Annotated in this window: 14 protein-coding genes; 9 read left to right on the plus strand and 5 right to left on the minus strand. The window is 62.7% G+C overall.

Annotated features, from left to right (window positions below; all coding sequences use genetic code 11):
• The first annotated feature begins 261 nt into the window (after positions 1 to 261).
• The gene (locus EYF70_RS30185) at positions 262 to 1,158 is read left to right on the plus strand and encodes a recombination-associated protein RdgC (RefSeq protein WP_131148679.1); all 897 of its coding nucleotides are present in this window, start codon (positions 262 to 264) and stop codon (positions 1,156 to 1,158) included.
• 267 nt (positions 1,159 to 1,425) lie between these two features.
• Here EYF70_RS30185 and EYF70_RS30190 read toward each other — a convergent pair whose 3' ends face one another.
• Positions 1,426 to 1,911, minus strand: a complete 486-nt coding sequence (locus EYF70_RS30190) for an asparaginase domain-containing protein (RefSeq protein ID WP_131148680.1) — start codon at positions 1,909 to 1,911, stop codon at positions 1,426 to 1,428.
• Positions 1,912 to 2,056: 145 nt separating this feature from the next.
• Between EYF70_RS30190 and EYF70_RS30195 the strand changes: the two genes are divergently transcribed.
• A complete protein-coding gene (locus EYF70_RS30195) occupies positions 2,057 to 2,809 on the plus strand; it encodes an L-asparaginase (RefSeq protein ID WP_131148681.1) in 753 nt (250 codons plus the stop codon).
• Positions 2,810 to 2,911: 102 nt separating this feature from the next.
• On the opposite strand, the gene EYF70_RS30200 is transcribed toward EYF70_RS30195, so the two are convergent.
• Positions 2,912 to 3,919, minus strand: a complete 1,008-nt coding sequence (locus EYF70_RS30200; protein ID WP_131148682.1) for a D-2-hydroxyacid dehydrogenase family protein — start codon at positions 3,917 to 3,919, stop codon at positions 2,912 to 2,914.
• 451 nt (positions 3,920 to 4,370) lie between these two features.
• Between EYF70_RS30200 and EYF70_RS30205 the strand changes: the two genes are divergently transcribed.
• On the plus strand, positions 4,371 to 6,236 hold the full coding sequence (locus EYF70_RS30205; RefSeq protein ID WP_131148683.1) for a phosphoenolpyruvate carboxykinase (GTP): 1,866 nt from the start codon (positions 4,371 to 4,373) through the stop codon (positions 6,234 to 6,236).
• Positions 6,237 to 6,459: 223 nt separating this feature from the next.
• On the opposite strand, the gene EYF70_RS30210 is transcribed toward EYF70_RS30205, so the two are convergent.
• Positions 6,460 to 7,404 carry an SRPBCC family protein gene (locus EYF70_RS30210; RefSeq protein WP_131148684.1) on the minus strand — a complete coding sequence of 315 codons (945 nt, stop codon included), beginning with the start codon at positions 7,402 to 7,404 and terminating at the stop codon, positions 6,460 to 6,462.
• Between the two features lie 147 nt (positions 7,405 to 7,551).
• On the opposite strand from EYF70_RS30210, the gene EYF70_RS30215 reads away from it, so the two are divergent.
• Entirely contained in the window at positions 7,552 to 8,094 is a 543-nt protein-coding gene (locus tag EYF70_RS30215) for an ankyrin repeat domain-containing protein (protein ID WP_131148685.1), read from the plus strand.
• Positions 8,095 to 8,169: 75 nt separating this feature from the next.
• On the opposite strand, the gene EYF70_RS30220 is transcribed toward EYF70_RS30215, so the two are convergent.
• Complete coding sequence (locus EYF70_RS30220) at positions 8,170 to 8,925, minus strand: ZIP family metal transporter (protein WP_131148686.1); 756 nt, start codon at positions 8,923 to 8,925, stop codon at positions 8,170 to 8,172.
• A gap of 128 nt (positions 8,926 to 9,053) precedes the next feature.
• On the opposite strand from EYF70_RS30220, the gene EYF70_RS30225 reads away from it, so the two are divergent.
• Both EYF70_RS30225 and EYF70_RS30230 read left to right on the plus strand, forming a co-directional pair.
• Complete coding sequence (locus EYF70_RS30225; protein WP_174800440.1) at positions 9,054 to 9,677, plus strand: TetR/AcrR family transcriptional regulator; 624 nt, start codon at positions 9,054 to 9,056, stop codon at positions 9,675 to 9,677.
• Between the two features lie 426 nt (positions 9,678 to 10,103).
• Positions 10,104 to 11,390, plus strand: a complete 1,287-nt coding sequence (locus EYF70_RS30230; protein ID WP_131148687.1) for a hypothetical protein — start codon at positions 10,104 to 10,106, stop codon at positions 11,388 to 11,390.
• A gap of 34 nt (positions 11,391 to 11,424) precedes the next feature.
• Here the strand turns inward: EYF70_RS30230 and uvrA are convergent, their stop codons facing one another.
• A complete protein-coding gene (gene uvrA, locus EYF70_RS30235; RefSeq protein WP_131148688.1) occupies positions 11,425 to 14,277 on the minus strand; it encodes an excinuclease ABC subunit UvrA in 2,853 nt (950 codons plus the stop codon).
• A gap of 377 nt (positions 14,278 to 14,654) precedes the next feature.
• Here uvrA and ssb point away from each other — a divergent pair, with 377 nt between their 5' ends.
• The 3 genes from ssb to EYF70_RS30250 all read left to right on the plus strand — a co-directional run bounded on the left by ssb (position 14,655) and on the right by EYF70_RS30250 (position 17,293).
• Complete coding sequence (ssb, locus tag EYF70_RS30240) at positions 14,655 to 15,155, plus strand: single-stranded DNA-binding protein (protein WP_131148689.1); 501 nt, start codon at positions 14,655 to 14,657, stop codon at positions 15,153 to 15,155.
• A gap of 90 nt (positions 15,156 to 15,245) precedes the next feature.
• Entirely contained in the window at positions 15,246 to 16,223 is a 978-nt protein-coding gene (locus tag EYF70_RS30245; protein WP_131148690.1) for a hypothetical protein, read from the plus strand.
• A gap of 149 nt (positions 16,224 to 16,372) precedes the next feature.
• Complete coding sequence (locus EYF70_RS30250; RefSeq protein WP_131148691.1) at positions 16,373 to 17,293, plus strand: hypothetical protein; 921 nt, start codon at positions 16,373 to 16,375, stop codon at positions 17,291 to 17,293.
• The last annotated feature ends 38 nt before the right edge of the window (positions 17,294 to 17,331 follow it).

Below are 17,331 nucleotides of genomic sequence, written 5' to 3' on the forward strand. Positions count from 1 at the left end.
CATCACCGCTGCACGCATTTCGTCTGCCATGGGATGCTCCATTGAGGGTTGAGGAGAGGAATCACTCAACAGTAGAAGGGCGCCGGCAGCCACGGCTTGAGGACCGTCAGGGATGGCAATTCATGCGGATCGAATAGATCGGATACAGCTTTGGAGTGCAAGCGTTTCAGCCCCCGACGCATCGAAAATCGCGGTAGTGCCTGCGCCGGGCCGGGTGTAAAATGCTGAGCTTTGCAACGCGTAAAACAAGGTCATTTGAGCATGTGGTTCAAGAATCTACAGATCTACCGACTGCCCGCTCCGTGGGCATTCGCTCCCGAAAAACTCGACGAAGCACTGCGTCCGCACTCGTTCACGCCAGCCAGCAGCAATGAGATGCTGCGCCAGGGCTGGGACTCGCCGCGCGGCAACGGTTCGCTGGTGCACGTGGTGAACCAGCAGATGCTTCTGTTGCTGGGCACCGAGAAGAAACTGCTGCCGTCGACCGTGGTCAACCAGGTAGCGAAGGCCCGTGCCGCCGAGATGGAAGAACAGCAAGGTTTCGCTCCCGGCAAGAAAGCGATGAAGGAGCTGAAGGAGCGCGTCCACGACGAACTGCTGCCGCGCGCCTTCACGATCCGCAGCAATGTGTGGACCTGGATCGACCCGGTCAACGGCTGGCTGGTCGTCGATGCCGCCAGCCCGGCCAAGGCCGACGACGTGATCAAGCTGCTGCTGAAGGCGGTCGACCGCCTGCCGCTGGAAAGCCTGCGCGTGCAGCGCTCGCCGGTGGGCGTGATGACCGCATGGCTGCAGGAAGACGAAGCGCCGGCCGGCTTCACCGTCGACATGGATACCGAGCTGCGCGCCACCGGCGAGAGCAAGGCCGCCGTGCGCTACGTGCGCCACACGCTGGAGCCCGAGGAAGTGCGCCGCCACATCGCGGCCGGCAAGCAGTGCACGCGCCTGGCCATGACGTGGGAAAGCAAGATCTCGTTCGTGCTGACCGAGTCGCTGGCGATCAAGAGCATCAAGCCGCTCGACGTGCTGAAGGAAAACGATGCCGTCACCCGCAATGACGACGAGCGTTTCGATGGCGATTTCATGCTGATGACGGGCGAACTGTCGCAGCTGCTGAAGGACGTCGTCGAGGCGCTGGGCGGCGAAGCCGCCGCCTGAGGGGCAATGCCGCTTAGATAAGCCCACCCCAAGTGCAAATTCCGGGGTCAGACCCGGCGGGTCTGACCCCAGCCCTTCGCTTTTGGGGTGAATGCATGCGCTTTCAATGTGTTGGGTAAAGCTTAATTTAACGCCAGTACCGCCTGAGGGACGTAATAAAAACCAGCAATACTGCACGCGTAATACAGCACGCGTAATACAGCACGCGTAATACAGCACGCATGCCCGGGCGCTGACTGCCCGGCATGCGTTTTTTTCATCCCGCAACTACCTCGGCTGGAACACGCCCGCCGCACGGTTTTTCTGCACGTTGTCCCACGCAAAAATACGGCCGTTCATGGCCACGTACACGCCCGCCGGCAGCGCCTGCGCGACGCCGCACGCAAAGCCCAGGTTGAAGAAGGCATCGGAACCGTCGATCTCGTAGGGGATCATCGCGCCCGTGAAGACGATCGTCTTGTCGAGTGCGGCGGGGCCCAGCACGGCGGCGGTTTCCTTCATCGTGTCGGTACCGTGCACGATGACGATGGCCTTCTCCGGCGCGGCCTGGCACGAGGCCAGCACGCGTTCCCGGTCGGCATCCTGCATGTCGAGCGAGTCGAGCAGGGGCAGCAGTTCCAGCTCGACGGGGGTGGTGATGCGGGCCCGCGCAATGGCGGCGGGGAGGTGGCTGTCGGCGAAGCCCAGCGTGCCGTTCAGTTCGTTGTAATGCTTGTCGAAAGTACCGCCCGTGGCGATGATGCGCAAAGTCATGGTGTTTCGTAAAGTGGGTGGCAGAAATGGCCAATGATAGCCTCCACGCGCGCCGGCAAGTCAACAAAAAAGTTTGTTTGTACTCGGCTGGCAAGTTGCCACGTCGTTGAGTACACTAGTTTTTTTGCCCCCATCAGCCATGTCCGTGAAAGCGCTCGCCCCGGGAACCGTCATCTTCCACCGCCATCGCGGCTATGGCGTGATCACGGCCGTCAACCTGCTGACGGGCTGGATCGCGGCCCGCTTCGGCAGCGAGGCACGCACGCTCGACCTGAATCTTTCCACCGATGAAGTGCAGTTCGCCGATGGCGAAGCGATCCTGTTCCGCCGCGCCCCGCCGGACCGCATGCCCCACGCGCGGCTGATGGCGATGGTGCGTGCCCTGCACCAGGCCGGCTACCAGCGGCTGTACCTGTATTCGTGGCCGAAACCCTCCGGCCTGCACTGGCGCTGGCACATGTTCACCGGGCAGCGCGACTGGATGCAGCGCTCCTGGCGCGAGGGCTGGTATGGCTCGGGTGCCGACTACAACGTCAATCCCGTGATGGGCTGGGGCGACTCGCCCGGCGCCACCACCGAAGAGCTGATCCACGCGCTGGCGCAATTCGACCCGCAGGGGCTGGCGCAGGCGCTGGGCCGCGACGAAGATCACACGGCATGGTTCGCCAGCGTGTGCGATGCGCTTCTCCCGGGGTATATGTACAGCCTGCACATGCAGCGTCCGGACGGCGCGCCGCTGACGGACATGCCGCCGGTGCCCGTGGTTCCCGTTCGCGCCGGGCTGGCGCCGTACAGCGGCCCCGACATTGGCTGGCCGCCGGGCTGGGCCGGCCTGTGGTCGAAGGTGCACGTCATGCCGGCGCCGCGCATCAACCTCACCGGCATTCCCGAGGGCTGATTCCCGACTGCGGTACGCAGCCTTTACAGGCTTAGCCTTACACGCGCGGATCTCGCCACCCGGCCGTATCGATGCGGTTCTCGCACGCTCAGCCTTGCGAACTCAGCTTTTAACGCCGCGCACGTTGGTGCGGTAGTCCGGGTTCAGGATCGTGCCGCATTGCCCGTCGAAGAAATCGACCAGGTTGCGGAAGGCGTGGCTGAAGTACAGCTCGTAGCTATCCTTTTCCACGTAGCCGAGGTGCGGCGTGGCCAGCACGTGCGGCATGCGTAGCAGGATGGAGTCGGCGGGCAGCGGTTCGTTCTCGAATACGTCCAGCGCGGCGGCGCCCGGGCGGCCGGAACGCAGTGCCCCTTCCAGCGCGCCCTCGGCCACCAGTTCGGCGCGGCTGGTGTTGACGAACAGCGCGGTCGGCTTCATCCGGGCCAGGTCGTCCGCCGTGACGATGCCGCGCGTGGCGTCGGCCAGGCGCAGGTGCAGGGTCAGCACATCCGCTTCCTCGAAGAATGCCGCGCGGGACTCGGCGGCCCGGCACCCATCGGCGGTGGCGCGGGCGCGGCTGTCGGCGCTGCCCCAGACCAGCACGTCCATGCCGAAGGCCTTGCCGTAGCCTGCCAGCAGCTTGCCGATCTTGCCGTAACCCCAGATGGCCAGGGTGCGTCCGTTCAATACCGTGCCGAGGGTATTGAAGGGCTGGCTGGTCGACACGGTTTGCCACGTGCCTTCCTTCAGGTGCGAGGCATACGGCACGATCTTGCGCTGGGCCGCCATGATCAGCGCCCACGTCAGCTCGGCCGGGGCCACCGGCGAACCGGTACCTTCCGCGATCGCAATGCCGAACTCGGTGGCGGCAGCCACGTCGATATGCCCGCTCACTTTCCCTGTTTGCGATATCAATTTGAGGTTCGGCAACTTGGCCAGCAAGGCGCGGTTGAGCTGGGTCCGCTCGCGGATCAGCACCAGCGCATCGAATGGCGCCAACCGGGCCACCAGCTGGCCGAGCCCGCGCGTGGAGTGATTGAATACTTTTACGTCATGACTGTCGAGAAGTGAAAAGCAGTCCAGTTCGCGCACGGCATCCTGGTAATCGTCGAGTATGGCAATTTTCATGGGAGTTAGATGAAATTCCTTTTGAATTAGTAGCTAGTTAACGAGATTGTGAATATCTCAAATAGCTTACTACTTTAGTCAACCATTTTTCCTACATTTTTGTCGGAAAGCCGAAAGGGCAGGTGTACAATCGATCACGCCGTTGAGCGCCATGCATGCGCTCCGGCAATTATTCGTTCCTTCTCCTGTAGCAGCGCTAACAATCAACGTCGAATTCACGCCGCATCCGATGCGAATTTATTGTGGATCCACGTTGAAAAGCGCCAGGAGCGCGCCCTCGATCTTGCCCATCTGGCAATCGGGCGCACTGACAGACCGCCGTGCATCGCCGCGCATTCTTACCTGATGGATGCGGTTCCGGGCGAGCTAGCCAAAAGCTGACGACGATCCTGCCGCCGGGACAATTCCGCGGGACGAGACAGAATTCTTAATTGGCATTGGAGGTAGTACCATGAACCAACCCCTGATGGAGGGCGTTGCCGCGATGAACGCACCAGCTTACATCAAACATCAAAAGCTGATCAATTGGGTGGCCGAAGTGGCCGCGCTGACGAAGCCCGATCGCATCTACTGGTGCGACGGCTCGCAGGAAGAGTATGACCGCCTGTGCGCCGAGATGGTAGCCGCGGGCACGATGAAAAAACTGAACGAGGCCAAGCGGCCGAATTCCTACCTGGCGTGCTCGGATCCTACCGACGTGGCACGTGTCGAAGACCGCACCTTCATCTGCTCGGCAAAGAAGGAAGACGCCGGCCCTACCAACAACTGGATCGACCCGAATGAAATGCGCGGCACGCTGAACGGCCTGTTCGACGGCGCCATGGTCGGCCGCACGCTGTACGTGGTGCCGTTCTCGATGGGCCCGCTGGGTTCGCCGATCGCGCACATCGGCGTCGAACTGTCCGACTCGCCTTACGTGGCCGTCAACATGCGCATCATGACGCGCATGGGCAAGGCCGTGTACGACGTGCTGGGCGAGAACGGCGATTTCGTGCCGTGCGTGCACACCGTGGGCGCGCCGCTGGCTGCCGGCCAGAAGGATGTGCCATGGCCATGCAACAAGACCAAGTACATCGTGCATTTCCCGGAAACCCGTGAAATCTGGTCCTACGGTTCCGGCTACGGCGGCAACGCGCTGCTGGGCAAGAAATGCTTTGCGCTGCGCATCGCGTCGAACATGGGTTACCAGGAAGCGCAGCAGGGCGGCAAGGGCTGGCTGGCCGAACACATGCTGATCCTGGGCGTGGAATCGCCGGAAGGCAAGAAGCACTACGTGGCGGCGGCGTTCCCGTCCGCGTGCGGCAAGACCAACTTCGCCATGCTGATTCCGCCGGCCACCTTCAAGGGCTGGAAGATCACCACGATCGGCGACGACATCGCCTGGATCAAGCCGGGTGCCGATGGCCGCCTGTATGCGATCAATCCGGAAGCGGGCTACTTCGGCGTGGCGCCGGGCACCAACGAGAAGACCAACTTCAACTGCATGGCTTCGCTGAAGGAAAACGTCATCTTCACCAACGTGGCGCTGACCGACGACGGCGATGTGTGGTGGGAAGGCATGACCAAGGAAGCGCCTGCGCACCTGGTCGACTGGCAGGGCAAGGACTGGACGCCGGCATCGGGCACCAAGGCCGCGCACCCGAACGCGCGCTTCACCGTGTCCGCCGTGCAGAACCCGGTGATCGACCCGGCGTGGGACGATCCGGCCGGCGTGCCGATCTCGGCCTTCATCTTCGGCGGCCGCCGTTCCACCACGGTGCCGCTGGCCACCGAGGCGCGCGACTGGGTCGAAGGCGTGTACATGGCCGCGACCATGGGTTCGGAAACCACCGCCGCCGCCGCTGGCCAGATGGGCGTGGTGCGCCGCGATCCGTTCGCGATGCTGCCGTTCATCGGCTACAACATGAGCGAGTACTTCCAGCACTGGCTGGACCTTGGCAAGAAGGTGTCGGCCACCAACCCGGCCGCGCTGCCCAAGATCTTCTGCGTCAACTGGTTCCGCACCGACGAGCATGGCCACTTCGTGTGGCCTGGCTTCGGCGACAACATGCGCGTGCTGAAGTGGATGCTGGAACGCATCGAAGGCACGGCCGGCGGCATCGAAACGCTGTTCGGCACCACGCCGCGCTATGGCGACCTGCACTGGGACGGCATTCCGTTCTCGCCGGAAGAATTCGAGACGATCACGTCGATCGACAAGGATGCCTGGCGCGAAGAACTGAAGCTGCACACCGAACTGTTCGACAAGCTGGCCTACCGCCTGCCGGAAGAGCTGCTGGCCAACAAGGCCAAGCTGGAGCAGCGCCTGGGCGGCTGATCCCGCGCCAGTTCAAGGCTTGATGCGTTGAAGCGCGCGCCGCAAGGTGCGCGCTTTTTTTTCGCCGTCCCGACAGCGCCTGTTCCGGAACGGCGCGCCCTTTGTCGGGCAGGCCCTTGATCGTTCGAGCCCCTTTAGCGTTCAGGCCCCTTTAGCGTTCAGGCCCCCTTATCGTTCAGGCCCCTTTAGCGTTCAGTCCCTGCCGTTAGTGCCTCCTTGTTGTTCAGGCCCCCTTCGACGCCGCCTCCGCGCGGGAGCGTATCAGGCCCAGGATCGACCCGTGGAAATCGTGCAGCACCATCTTGCCCCACAGGTTTCCATACAGCTTGAGCTGGGAGCGGTTGGCGAAACGGGTGCGCAAGGTCAGCAGGGTGCCGCCATCGCTGGTGCGGGCCAGGTCATAGCCCCCATCGATCACGGTGAAATATTCGCCGCCCATTTCCACATGGCGATCCAGTGCGTCGCGCGGAATCGAGCCGGGCGGGATATGGAAACGGTAATGCATCGCATACGGCCGGTTCCAGGTCGTGATCACTTCCTCGAAGCGCACGTTCTTCTCCCAGCGGGAAATCCGCACGGCGCCGCTTCCTTCGCCATGCATGTCCGCCGCCACCGGCCTTGGCAGCCCGATCAGGTGAAGGAAGGAAAAGCCCAGTTCGTCCGGACGGATATCGCGCACCTGCGCCAGCTGGTCGAAGACGATTTCCGGCGGGGCAGCGATGCGGATCGAGTCGACGATCACCTGTTCGCTCTGCACGGGGTCTTGCGCGGCTTCGAACGGCCCGGCCAGCAAGGGCAGGATCGCAAAGGCGGAAAGCGTGCCGCGCGAGGCCATGCCGCGATGGATGAACCAGCGTGCCACGGCCCCGCCGATCATGGCGGCAACGAAATACACGGGCGCCACAAGGACCAGGCAGATGATGCCTTCCAGGAAAAGCACCAGCATCGCCAGCAGGAACCACATCATCGCGTGGGCGGATACGCGCAGGGCCTGGCCCACTGTGATGCGCTGCTCGCCGCCCATCATGAATACTGCCAGCGCGCCCACGCACAAAGGTGCCACCACGAGGAAGGCAGTCGAGACGATCTCCAGGACGCCATCCAGGAGCTCCCAGGTGAACATCAGCCGCAGCGTCAGGCCGTACAGTGCGCCGGTGGCCAGCGGCATGAGAAGACGTTTGTTATCGGAAAACCGGGTAATCATCGTGGCTGGACAAAAAGTGACATTTTCGCACGCAACGATTCCTTCCCTGAAGAGAAGCGAACAGCGGATGCCTGAGGTAATATCCGGCAACCGATTACACAGGGAGCAATCATGCAAGGCCACGAATCCCAGCGTCCGCCCGCGGACGCCAGCCAGATCGACGACGAAACCCTCGCCTTTGCCCGCAAGGTCTTCCAGATGGCGCGGGGTGGCGAAACGGCGGAGCTGGCCACCCTGCTGTCCCAGGGCATGCCGGCCAACCTGCGCAACGAGCGCGGCGACAGCCTGCTGATGCTGGCCAGCTACAACGGCCACCCGGAGACGACGCAGGTGCTGCTGGAGCACGGTGCCGATCCTGAATTGCAGAACGACGCCGGCCAGAGCCCGCTGATGGGCGCCGCCTTCAAGGGCGACCTCGCGATCGCCACGCTGCTGCTCGACGGTGGCGCGCGGCCCGACGGCCCGGGCCGCGATGGCAAGACCCCGCTGATGTTCGCCGCGATGTTCAACCGTGTCGACCTTGCGCGCATGCTGATCGAACGGGGCGCCGATCCCTTCGCTGTCGATGCCGCCGGCGTGTCGAGCCTGGATGCGGCGAGAAAAATGGGCGCGGCCGACACCGCGGCATTGCTGGAATCGCTGCCGGCACGATAAAGCAGGAATGTTTCCTCAAAAATGGGGTCCGTCCCCATTTTTCCGGCAACTTTTCGTGATGCGAGCGCGGCGCCGTCATGCGCCGCCCAGCTTGGAGAGCGCAAAGGCGGCCAGGAAGCCGGCCACGGTGATCAGGCCGGCGTAGTCATGCGCTTCCTCGAACGCTTCGGGGATCATCGTGTCGACCAGCATGGCCAGGATCGCGCCTGCCGCGACCGCGGTTGTGGCGGCCACCACGGCCGGCGAGAAGCGCTGGAATACCGTGTAGCCGACCAGCGCCGCGGCGCCCGATGCAAGCGCGATGCCACCCCAGATGCCGAAGATATAGCCCACCGAACGGCCGGCGCGCTTCATGCCGGCGGCACTGGACAGCCCTTCCGGGATATTCGACAGGAAAATGGCCGCGACCGTGACGGTGCTGACGGCGCCGCCTTTCAGCAGCGACAGGCCGATGACGATCGATTCCGGTATCCCGTCCATCAGCGCGCCGAGCGCCAGCGCAAGGCCGTTGCCTTCGTCCGCCTGCCGCCCGCTGGAGCGCTTGCGGTGCTTGGCGCCGAACGATGCCAGTACCCGGTTGGCCGCCGTGAAGACGATGGCGCCGCCCAGGAAGCCGATCGCGGTGGCATTGAACCCGCCCTGGCGGAACGCTTCTTCCATCAGGTCGAACGACAAGGCCGAGATCAGCACGCCACTGCCGAATGCCATGATGGCGGCGATCAGCCGCTGCGGTACCCGCATCCAGTAGCCGGCGGCGGCCCCCAGCAGCAGTGCCGCGCCCGCCACCAACCCCCAGAAACCGGCCTGGGCCCACAATGCGATACCGTCCATGTTCCTCCCTGTTGTGTGGCCAGGCTCGATTGTCGGATCATTCACGCGCTCGTGGCGTCCGGCAGGCAGCGGCGTGGTTCTTCGCAGCTTTTCCTTGTTGTTTCGCACAGGTGTGCTAAAGTGCGGTCATGACGATCGGACAAGCCACCGCGAAAAGCGAAACCACCTATGCCACCATCATTGCCGCGGCGATGGACATGGCCGCCGCCGAAGGCATCGGCAAGCTGTCGCTGGGCGAGCTGGCCAAGCGCACGGGCATCAGCAAGAGCGGCGTGTTCTCGCGGGTCGGTTCGCTGGAAACGCTGCAGGCCGCGGTGCTGGATGAATACGACCGCCGCTTTGCGGAAGAAGTCTTCATGCCGTCGATGGCGGTACCGAAGGGCTTGCCGCGGCTGATCTCGCAAGTCAACCAATGGCTGAAGAAGATCGGCGACGAAGCGCCGCGCGGCGCCTGCCTGTACACCGCGGGGGCCTTCGAATTCGACGACCTGGCCGGCCCGCTGCGCGATCGGCTGGAGCAGGGCGTGGCGCGCTGGCGCGCATCGCTGCGCAAGACCGTGCTGCAGGCGATGGAAGCGGGGCACCTGCGGCCCGATACCGATCCCGAACAGCTCGTGTTTGAAATCTACAGCCTGATCATCGGCGTGATGCACGACGTGCGCTTCCTGCGCGACGACACGGCGCCGAAGCGCATGACCCGGGCCTTCAACCGCCTGATCTCGACCTACAAGAGTTTCAACGAAGTGGAATAAGGCTCCGGCACGGGCTACGGAATGTCTGCCAAAATTTCGCACACCTGTGCGAAATAACGTGCCGGCAGACAGCATCGGGCTGAAGAGCGAGCTGAAGAACAAGCTGAAGAACGGGCTGGTAAGCGAGCCGGCAAGCGAGCTGCAAATCGCGCTGGAAATTCAGCGAATAGTGAATCGATAACTGAACTGGGAGGTTGGGATGCTTGCACTCTGGTTGCTGGTCGTGCCCTTTGCCGGGCTCGTATGGTATGTTGTGGCCGACGCCGTGCGGCTCGTCCCGGACAGCAATGAGGATTTTTGCTTCTACTGAGCCGCATTGCACATCGGTGGGGCACATGACCCTTGATGCTGCCGGCCGGGTGGCCCATTGCCGCGGCGGCCAGGCGCGCCGCCCGAGAACACCGCGCGTCGCACCGAGGAGAAACCATGCAAGAGAAAAAAGTGACCGTTCTCTTTACCGGCCAGCTGCGCGACAAGGCCCTGTTCGAACGCAGCCTGGCGGAACTCTCCGCCCAGCCATGCGTTACGGACATGGTGTTCTCGACCTGGGTCGACACCGCGCTGGAGCACAGCGAGTACCTGAAAAGCCTGGCAGAGCGTTACCAGCTGCGCGTTGTCACGGCGGTGGATCCGCGCCTGGCCTGCGACCGCTTCAATGGTTTCCGGCAGTCGATGACGCTGCGGCGCGGCCTGGAGGGGGCGACCGGAACGAGCCATGTCTTCAAGACCCGTACCGACTGCCATATCGATGCCGATGCGGTGACCTTCCTTGCACGCAAGGACAGCGGGATCATGGACCCCCAGGGTATCCATCTGCGGGTGTTCCGCGAGAAGGTCTCGGTGTTGTCGAGCTCCATGCTGGCGCCGTTCTATATCGATGACAAGCTGCTGTTCGGCCATCGCCAGGATTTGCTGAAGCTGTGCAGCCTGGACTTCGGCGAATACCGTTTCCCGGCCTCGGGAAAGAGCGCGCACTACCTGCGCTTCTATCCGCCGTTCCAGCCTCACTTCCCGCAATTCATGCACTTCGTGCAACACGAGATCTTCGCGACCGCGGTCAGCCAGAACGTGCGTGACCATGTGCTGCCGCTGCTGCTGGAACGGCGCGAATATGCGTTGCTGCTGGCGATCTACTACCGGATCGTCAGCGCCTTCTACTGCCTGGACTGGGGTGGCCACCGCTGCACGTTCCAGGGCGTCCGGGCGGAGTGCGGCGACGGCAGCACGCCCTTCAAGCTGGACGCCGACCAGCAAAACTGCAGCAACGCGTTTTTTGCCCGGGCCAGCCGAGGTGATTTCGACAATGAGGAGTTGCGGCGCCTGGTGGGGGAGGCGGCCGCGGCGATCCAGTTCGTCGGCGACCTGCGCGACGTTGCCAACGGCGTGGACTATGCGGCATTCTTCGCCGACGTGCGCCGCCAGGCCAAGGTGATGTTCAACTTCCAGGCGCATATCCACCAGGCCAAGCAGCTGATGAAGGATCCGGCGACCCTGCCCGATGCACTCAACCACCTGGGCGGGCTGCTGCCATGTGAACCGGACAATACGGAATTGCTCTACCTGATCGCCCTGTGCTACCGGGCCGCCCGCGACTATCCGCTGGCGGTCAAATACCTGGAGTTCACCCTCGATAGTGGTGCGGCCCATGATTCGCCGGCCGGCCACCTGCTGGCCGAAGTACGGCGCGAGCAGGCGGCAAGCCGGCAGGCCTGAAGGGTAATCTCTCCAGCGCTTGCTCCTCCAGCGCTTACTTCTTCTTCAGCAGGGGCACCAGGTACTTGCCCGTCACGCTGTCCGGATTGGCCGCCACCTCTTCCGGCGTACCGGTGGCGATGATGCGTCCGCCGCCGGCACCGCCTTCGGGGCCCAGGTCGACGATCCAGTCGGCGGTCTTGATCACGTCCAGGTTGTGCTCGATGATCACCAGCGTATTGCCCTGGTCGCGCAGGCGATGGATCACCTTCAGCAGCAGGTCGATGTCGTGGAAGTGTAGCCCCGTCGTCGGCTCATCCAGGATATACAGCGTGCGCCCCGTGTCGCGTTTCGACAGTTCCAGCGACAGTTTCACGCGCTGCGCTTCGCCGCCGGAAAGCGTGGTGGCGCTTTGCCCCAGCTTGATATAGCCGAGGCCCACGTCGAGCAGTGTCTGCAGCTTGCGGGCGATGGTCGGCACGGGCTTGAAGAACGTGTGCGCGTCTTCCACCGTCATGTCCAGCACTTCGGTGATGCTCTTGCCCTTGTAATGCACTTCCAGCGTTTCACGGTTGTAGCGCTTGCCGTGGCAGACATCGCACGGCACGTAGACGTCCGGCAGGAAGTGCATCTCCACCTTCAGCACGCCATCGCCCTGGCAGGCCTCGCAGCGGCCGCCCTTCACGTTGAACGAGAAACGGCCGGCACTGTAGCCTCGTTCCTTCGCCGTCGGTACCGTGGCGAACAGGTCGCGGATCGGCGTGAACAGGCCCGTATAGGTGGCCGGATTCGAGCGCGGCGTACGGCCGATCGGCGCCTGGTCGACGGAAATCACCTTGTCGAAATGTTCCAGACCACTGATGGTCTCGTGTTCCGCCGGTTCCGTCTGCGAACCGTACAGGTGGCGCGACAGGGCCGGATACAGCGTATCGTTCACCAGGGTCGATTTGCCGGAACCGGAAACGCCCGTCACGCAGGTCAGCAGGCCGACCGGCACCGACAGCGTCTGGTTCTTCAGGTTGTTGCCCTTGGCACCCGTGATCACCAGCTGGCGGTTCGGGTCCGCCGGATGGCGCTTCTTCGGCACGTCGATCTTCAGCGAACCGTTCAGGTACTGCGCCGTCAGCGATTCCTTGTTCTTCAGGATATCCTTCAGCGAACCGGCCGCGATCACGTCGCCGCCATGCACGCCGGCGCCCTTGCCCATGTCGACGATATAGTCGGCGGTGCGGATGGCATCCTCATCGTGCTCCACCACCAGCACGCTGTTGCCGATGTCGCGCAGGTGCTTCAGCGTGTCGATCAGGCGGTCATTGTCGCGCTGGTGCAGGCCGATGGACGGCTCGTCGAGCACGTACATCACGCCGGTCAGCCCGGAACCGATCTGCGACGCCAGGCGGATGCGCTGCGCTTCGCCGCCGGACAGGGTATCGGCCGAACGGTCGAGCGACAGGTAATCCAGGCCCACGTTGTTCAGGAAGGACAGGCGCGCCACGATTTCCTTGATGATGCGGTCGGCGATGTCGCGCTTGGCGCCTTTCAGCTTCAGCTGCTCGAAGAACGACAGCGTGTCGCGCAGCGGCTTCTCGGCGATCTCGTAGATCGCCTTTTCCTGCTTGCCGGTACCGACCTTCACGTGGCGTGCTTCCACGCGCAGGCGTGCGCCTTCGCAGGTGGGGCATTTCTTTTCGTTGATGAACTTGGCCAGTTCTTCCTTCACGGCCATCGAATCCGTTTCACGGTAGCGCCGCGCCAGGTTGTTGACCACGCCTTCGAACGCATGTTCCTTGACGACGGCACGGCCGCGTTCATTGACATACGAGAACGGGATGTTCGTCTTGCCCGAGCCATGGAGCACGGCGTTCTGCGCGGTGGCGTTCAGTTTTTCAAATGGCGCATCGAGGTCGAAACCATAATGGTTCGCCAGGCTTTGCAGCATCGAGAAATAGAATTGATTGCGGCGGTCCCAGCCCTTGACGGCACCGGAAGCCAGCGACAGGTTGGGGAATGCCACGATCCGCTTCGGATCGAAGAACTCGATATGGCCCAGGCCGTCGCACTCGGGGCAGGCGCCCATCGGGTTATTGAACGAGAACAGGCGCGGCTCCAGCTCCTGCAGCGAATAGCCGCAGCTGGTGCAGGCGAACTTGTTCGAATACACATGCTCCGTGCCGGCATCCATGTCATAGGCGACCGCGCGGCCGTCGGCCAGGCGCAGCGCCGTCTCGAAACTTTCGGCCAGGCGCTGCTTGATTTCCGGAGTCACCTTCACGCGGTCGATGACCACGTCGATCGTGTGCTTTTCCGTTTTCTTCAGCTTCGGCAGGTCGTCCACTTCGTAGATCTTCGCATCGTGCGTGCCGCTCTGCACGCGGAAGCGCACGAAGCCCTGGGCCTGCATCTGCTCGAACAGGTCGACGTGCTCGCCCTTGCGGTTCGCCACCACCGGCGCCATGATCATCAGCTTGGTGCCTTCCGGCATGGCCAGCACGGCATCGACCATCTGCGACACCGATTGCGCCGACAGCGCATGGTCAGGGTGGTTGATGCAATACGGCGTGCCCACGCGGGCATACAGCAGGCGCAGGTAATCGTGGATTTCCGTCACGGTGCCGACGGTGGAGCGCGGATTGTGCGACGTGGCCTTCTGCTCGATCGAGATGGCCGGCGACAGCCCTTCGATCAGGTCGACGTCCGGCTTCTCCATCAACTGCAGGAACTGGCGCGCATAGGCCGACAGCGATTCGACATAGCGGCGCTGGCCCTCGGCGTACAACGTGTCGAACGCCAGCGACGACTTGCCGGAGCCGGACAGCCCGGTAATCACGATCAGCTTGTTGCGAGGCAGATCGAGGTTGATGTTCTTCAGGTTATGGGTACGCGCGCCGCGGATGCGGATTTCTTCCATGTATGTATGTGCCTTGAGTATGCGAGGAAAAACGACAGGGACGGCCAACCTGAACTGTCACCCGCTTGGCGTGTGCGGCGTCCGGAGACCAACCAAGCCACAATGCTGGCGTTCGATTCGATTTCAAGACCATTAGAACATTTTGATGCGGGTCAGGACGCGAACTAGCCGTGGCTGATGAATACTGTATATAATACCAGTATTCAAAATCCGCTGCGCACCTCACGCGGAAATTTCCCGAACTTGCATCCGAAGTTGCATCCGAACTTACCCGGAATTACCTGGAAATACCCCAAAATTCATCTGCCGTGTGGCCCGTGGTCCACAGGCGCTGTCTTATAATGATCGTTTGCTAAATATTCACGCAGGAGTACTACATGGCATCTGTCAATAAAGTCATCATCGTCGGCAACCTGGGCCGCGATCCGGAGATCCGCTACATGCCGAGCGGCGATGCCATCGCCAACATTGCCGTTGCCACATCCTTCAAGTCGAAGGATCGCAACACGGGCGAACAGAAGGAAATCACCGAGTGGCACCGCATCTCGTTCTTCGGGCGCCTGGCGGAAATCGTCGGCCAGTACTTGAAGAAGGGTTCGTCGGTCTACGTCGAGGGCCGCCTGCAGACCCGCAAGTACACGGACAAGGATGGCGTTGAAAAATACGCCACCGACATCATCGCGCAGGAAATGCAGATGCTGGGCGGCCGCCAGGGCATGGGCGGCGGCGACGCCATGGGTGGCGACGACATGGGCGGCTACGATGCGCCGCCAAGCCGTCCGGCCCCGCGCCCGCAGCAGGCTGCCGCTCCGGCCCCACGGCCGGCACCGAAGCCGGCACCGAACTTCTCGGACATGGATGACGATATTCCGTTCTGATGTACCGATAATTCTTTGCAGATCACAGCCCGCTGTTCGAAAGAACAGCGGGCTTTTCGTTATCGACATGGTTCTTTCAGTATTTCCTGAATGACGACAAACGCATCGCTTGCCTCGCACCTGGACTGGTTGCAGGATGCCGGGATCATCACCCTGGCTCAGAAAGATATGGCAGTGATCCATCCTGGTGCGTGCCGGTTGCCCGAGGGGCGCGATGTCTGCCTCGCGTGGCTGGTCTCGAGCGGTATCCTCGACGATCCCGGGTTGCTGCGATCTTCCCGTCATGCTGCGGGCACCGGTACCGCCAGGCAGCGGGCCCAGTTGCAGGCTGCGATTGCCGGAGCCCTGTTTCAGCTCGCCGAACGCGAGAACGTGAACAAGCCCGCGCTGGACGCCTTGCTGTCCGCGCGGCTGATTACCCGGCCGGAACGCCATCGCGCCCTTGCTGCCAGCGATCCCTGCAGGAAGGTTGCCTCGACACCAGGGCGTGTGCTGTTGTGGATGGATTCAGCCGGGGTTCTCGGCCCCGGACGGCTCGAAGAAATCCGTTCCGCCAAGGGGCCGCACCGCACCGCTTCCCGTGCCGGTATCCTGGCCGACCTGGATAACGCTATCAGCGACATGCGATGGAGCGCTCACGCAGGGCCGCACCTTCCCCAGGCGCCGCCAAATCCATGGCTGGGCTGGCTTGTGCCACCCGTACTCATGCTGCTCTTCATCGCTGCCGTCATGGGATTTTATGACCTGACGACGGCCGATCCGCTGCCCGAATGCTGGGATCCCATCGTGGTAGAGAAAGTCCAGGAGCGGCTGGCGAAGCGCGACATGTTTTGGCCTGGAAATGGCTGGGGCAAGCCGGACAAGCCCGCACCGGTCATACAGGAAATTATGGAAATCGGCCGTTCGGGCAAAGCACGCTCTCGTTCTCCCTGGAGACGTACATGCAAGGCCAGCATTATTGTCGGCAATACAAGCGGCAGGGATGGTAACGATCCAGGTTCTTTTTATTACTTCACCATCGAACGTACGGACTTTGCGTGGGACGGTTTCAAAATGGCTGATTTCTAGAAGCCATGCTGGCGCGAACGCCGGCCCGGCAACGGGGAGGGAAGCCGGCTGTGAAGGTGATCTGATTCGCAACGGATGATGCCAGCGATCCCATGTTGTCGCGCAGAGCTGTCATTGTAAAATAAGCAATCTCACTTCACGCAAGTCTTGTGACCGTTACTTCTTCCACGCACCCACTGGATATCCTGCACGCGGCCGGCATCATCACCGCCGAGCACCGCAGGCGAGCCCTGGCCGATCCTTCCTATGACGAATTCCGGGTGAATCGAGGCCTGATCGATCCCCTGCTGTGGATGCGGGTGGATAACATCATCGACGAGCAGGTGCTGGAACAGGCCGAAGCACACGTGACAGCTACCTACACCGGCGACGAACGGGCGCGTTACCTGGAGGCGATCGAGGCAGCGCTCGGCCTGGTGTTGGAGAGCGACGAACTGCAGCGCGTCTGGTTCCGCCAGCTGCTCGGAGCGAAATGGATTACCCAGGATGAGTGCGACCGTGCGTTGGCAGCGATCGGGCCCGAAGAAACCGTCGCGAGGGGGCCGGGTGACCTGCTCGCGTGGATGGCTGGAAAAGGCATCGTCGGCCCGGACCGCCTGGCGAAGGTGCGGATTGCCGGCAATCCCGCCGGCGAGCCGAAAATGGCTCGCATGCTGGAAAACCTGGAATGGGTCCTGCGCGAACCGGCACGGCGGCGGCGCAAGCGCGTGTTCAAGGTCGCAGGGGTGCTCGTCGCGGGGCTGTTGGCATGGGCGATCTTTCGGCCGGCCCCCGCGCCCGGCTGCTCGGAGGACAGTACACGGCGCACCATCGAGCAATTGTTGCTGGGCCCGGGCCTGGACAAGATCGATGCGCCGGCACTTCGCAAACGCGTTTCCGAGCCAACGGTGAAGAGCCTCGACGAGGTTAGCTATGCCAGCACGACGCGTGTGCGTGCCTGCAAGGCTACCGTCGAGCTCGACGGCGAGCACGTTCCTTATATTTTCACCATTGCGCCGGCGGTGAAAGGCAAGAACGTTTTCGTTGTTTCGGGCTTCCAGCCGGCCACTCCAGAAGCTCGAAAAGAATGACGAAAAACACTCCGCTCGCAGTGCTCCCTATTTGTCAT

The sequence above is a fragment of the Pseudoduganella albidiflava genome, assembly GCF_004322755.1.
Taxonomy (GTDB): Bacteria; Pseudomonadota; Gammaproteobacteria; order Burkholderiales; family Burkholderiaceae_D; genus Rugamonas; species Rugamonas albidiflava.

Excerpts from the sequence above, each read along its gene's own strand:
- ssb (WP_131148689.1), top strand. The coding sequence starts at position 14,655 with ATGGCATCTGTCAATAAAGTCATCATCGTCGGCAACCTGGGCCGCGAT.
- EYF70_RS30210 (WP_131148684.1), bottom strand. The coding sequence starts at position 7,404 with ATGCCGCTGGCCACCGGCGCACTGTACGGCCTGACGCTGCGGCTGATG.
- EYF70_RS30245 (WP_131148690.1), top strand. The coding sequence starts at position 15,246 with ATGACGACAAACGCATCGCTTGCCTCGCACCTGGACTGGTTGCAGGAT.
- EYF70_RS30230 (WP_131148687.1), top strand. The coding sequence starts at position 10,104 with ATGCAAGAGAAAAAAGTGACCGTTCTCTTTACCGGCCAGCTGCGCGAC.
- EYF70_RS30205 (WP_131148683.1), top strand. The coding sequence starts at position 4,371 with ATGAACCAACCCCTGATGGAGGGCGTTGCCGCGATGAACGCACCAGCT.
- EYF70_RS30190 (WP_131148680.1), bottom strand. The coding sequence starts at position 1,911 with ATGACTTTGCGCATCATCGCCACGGGCGGTACTTTCGACAAGCATTAC.
- uvrA (WP_131148688.1), bottom strand. The coding sequence starts at position 14,277 with ATGGAAGAAATCCGCATCCGCGGCGCGCGTACCCATAACCTGAAGAAC.
- EYF70_RS30215 (WP_131148685.1), top strand. The coding sequence starts at position 7,552 with ATGCAAGGCCACGAATCCCAGCGTCCGCCCGCGGACGCCAGCCAGATC.
- EYF70_RS30200 (WP_131148682.1), bottom strand. The coding sequence starts at position 3,919 with ATGAAAATTGCCATACTCGACGATTACCAGGATGCCGTGCGCGAACTG.
- EYF70_RS30185 (WP_131148679.1), top strand. The coding sequence starts at position 262 with ATGTGGTTCAAGAATCTACAGATCTACCGACTGCCCGCTCCGTGGGCA.
- EYF70_RS30225 (WP_174800440.1), top strand. The coding sequence starts at position 9,054 with ATGACGATCGGACAAGCCACCGCGAAAAGCGAAACCACCTATGCCACC.
- EYF70_RS30220 (WP_131148686.1), bottom strand. The coding sequence starts at position 8,925 with ATGGACGGTATCGCATTGTGGGCCCAGGCCGGTTTCTGGGGGTTGGTG.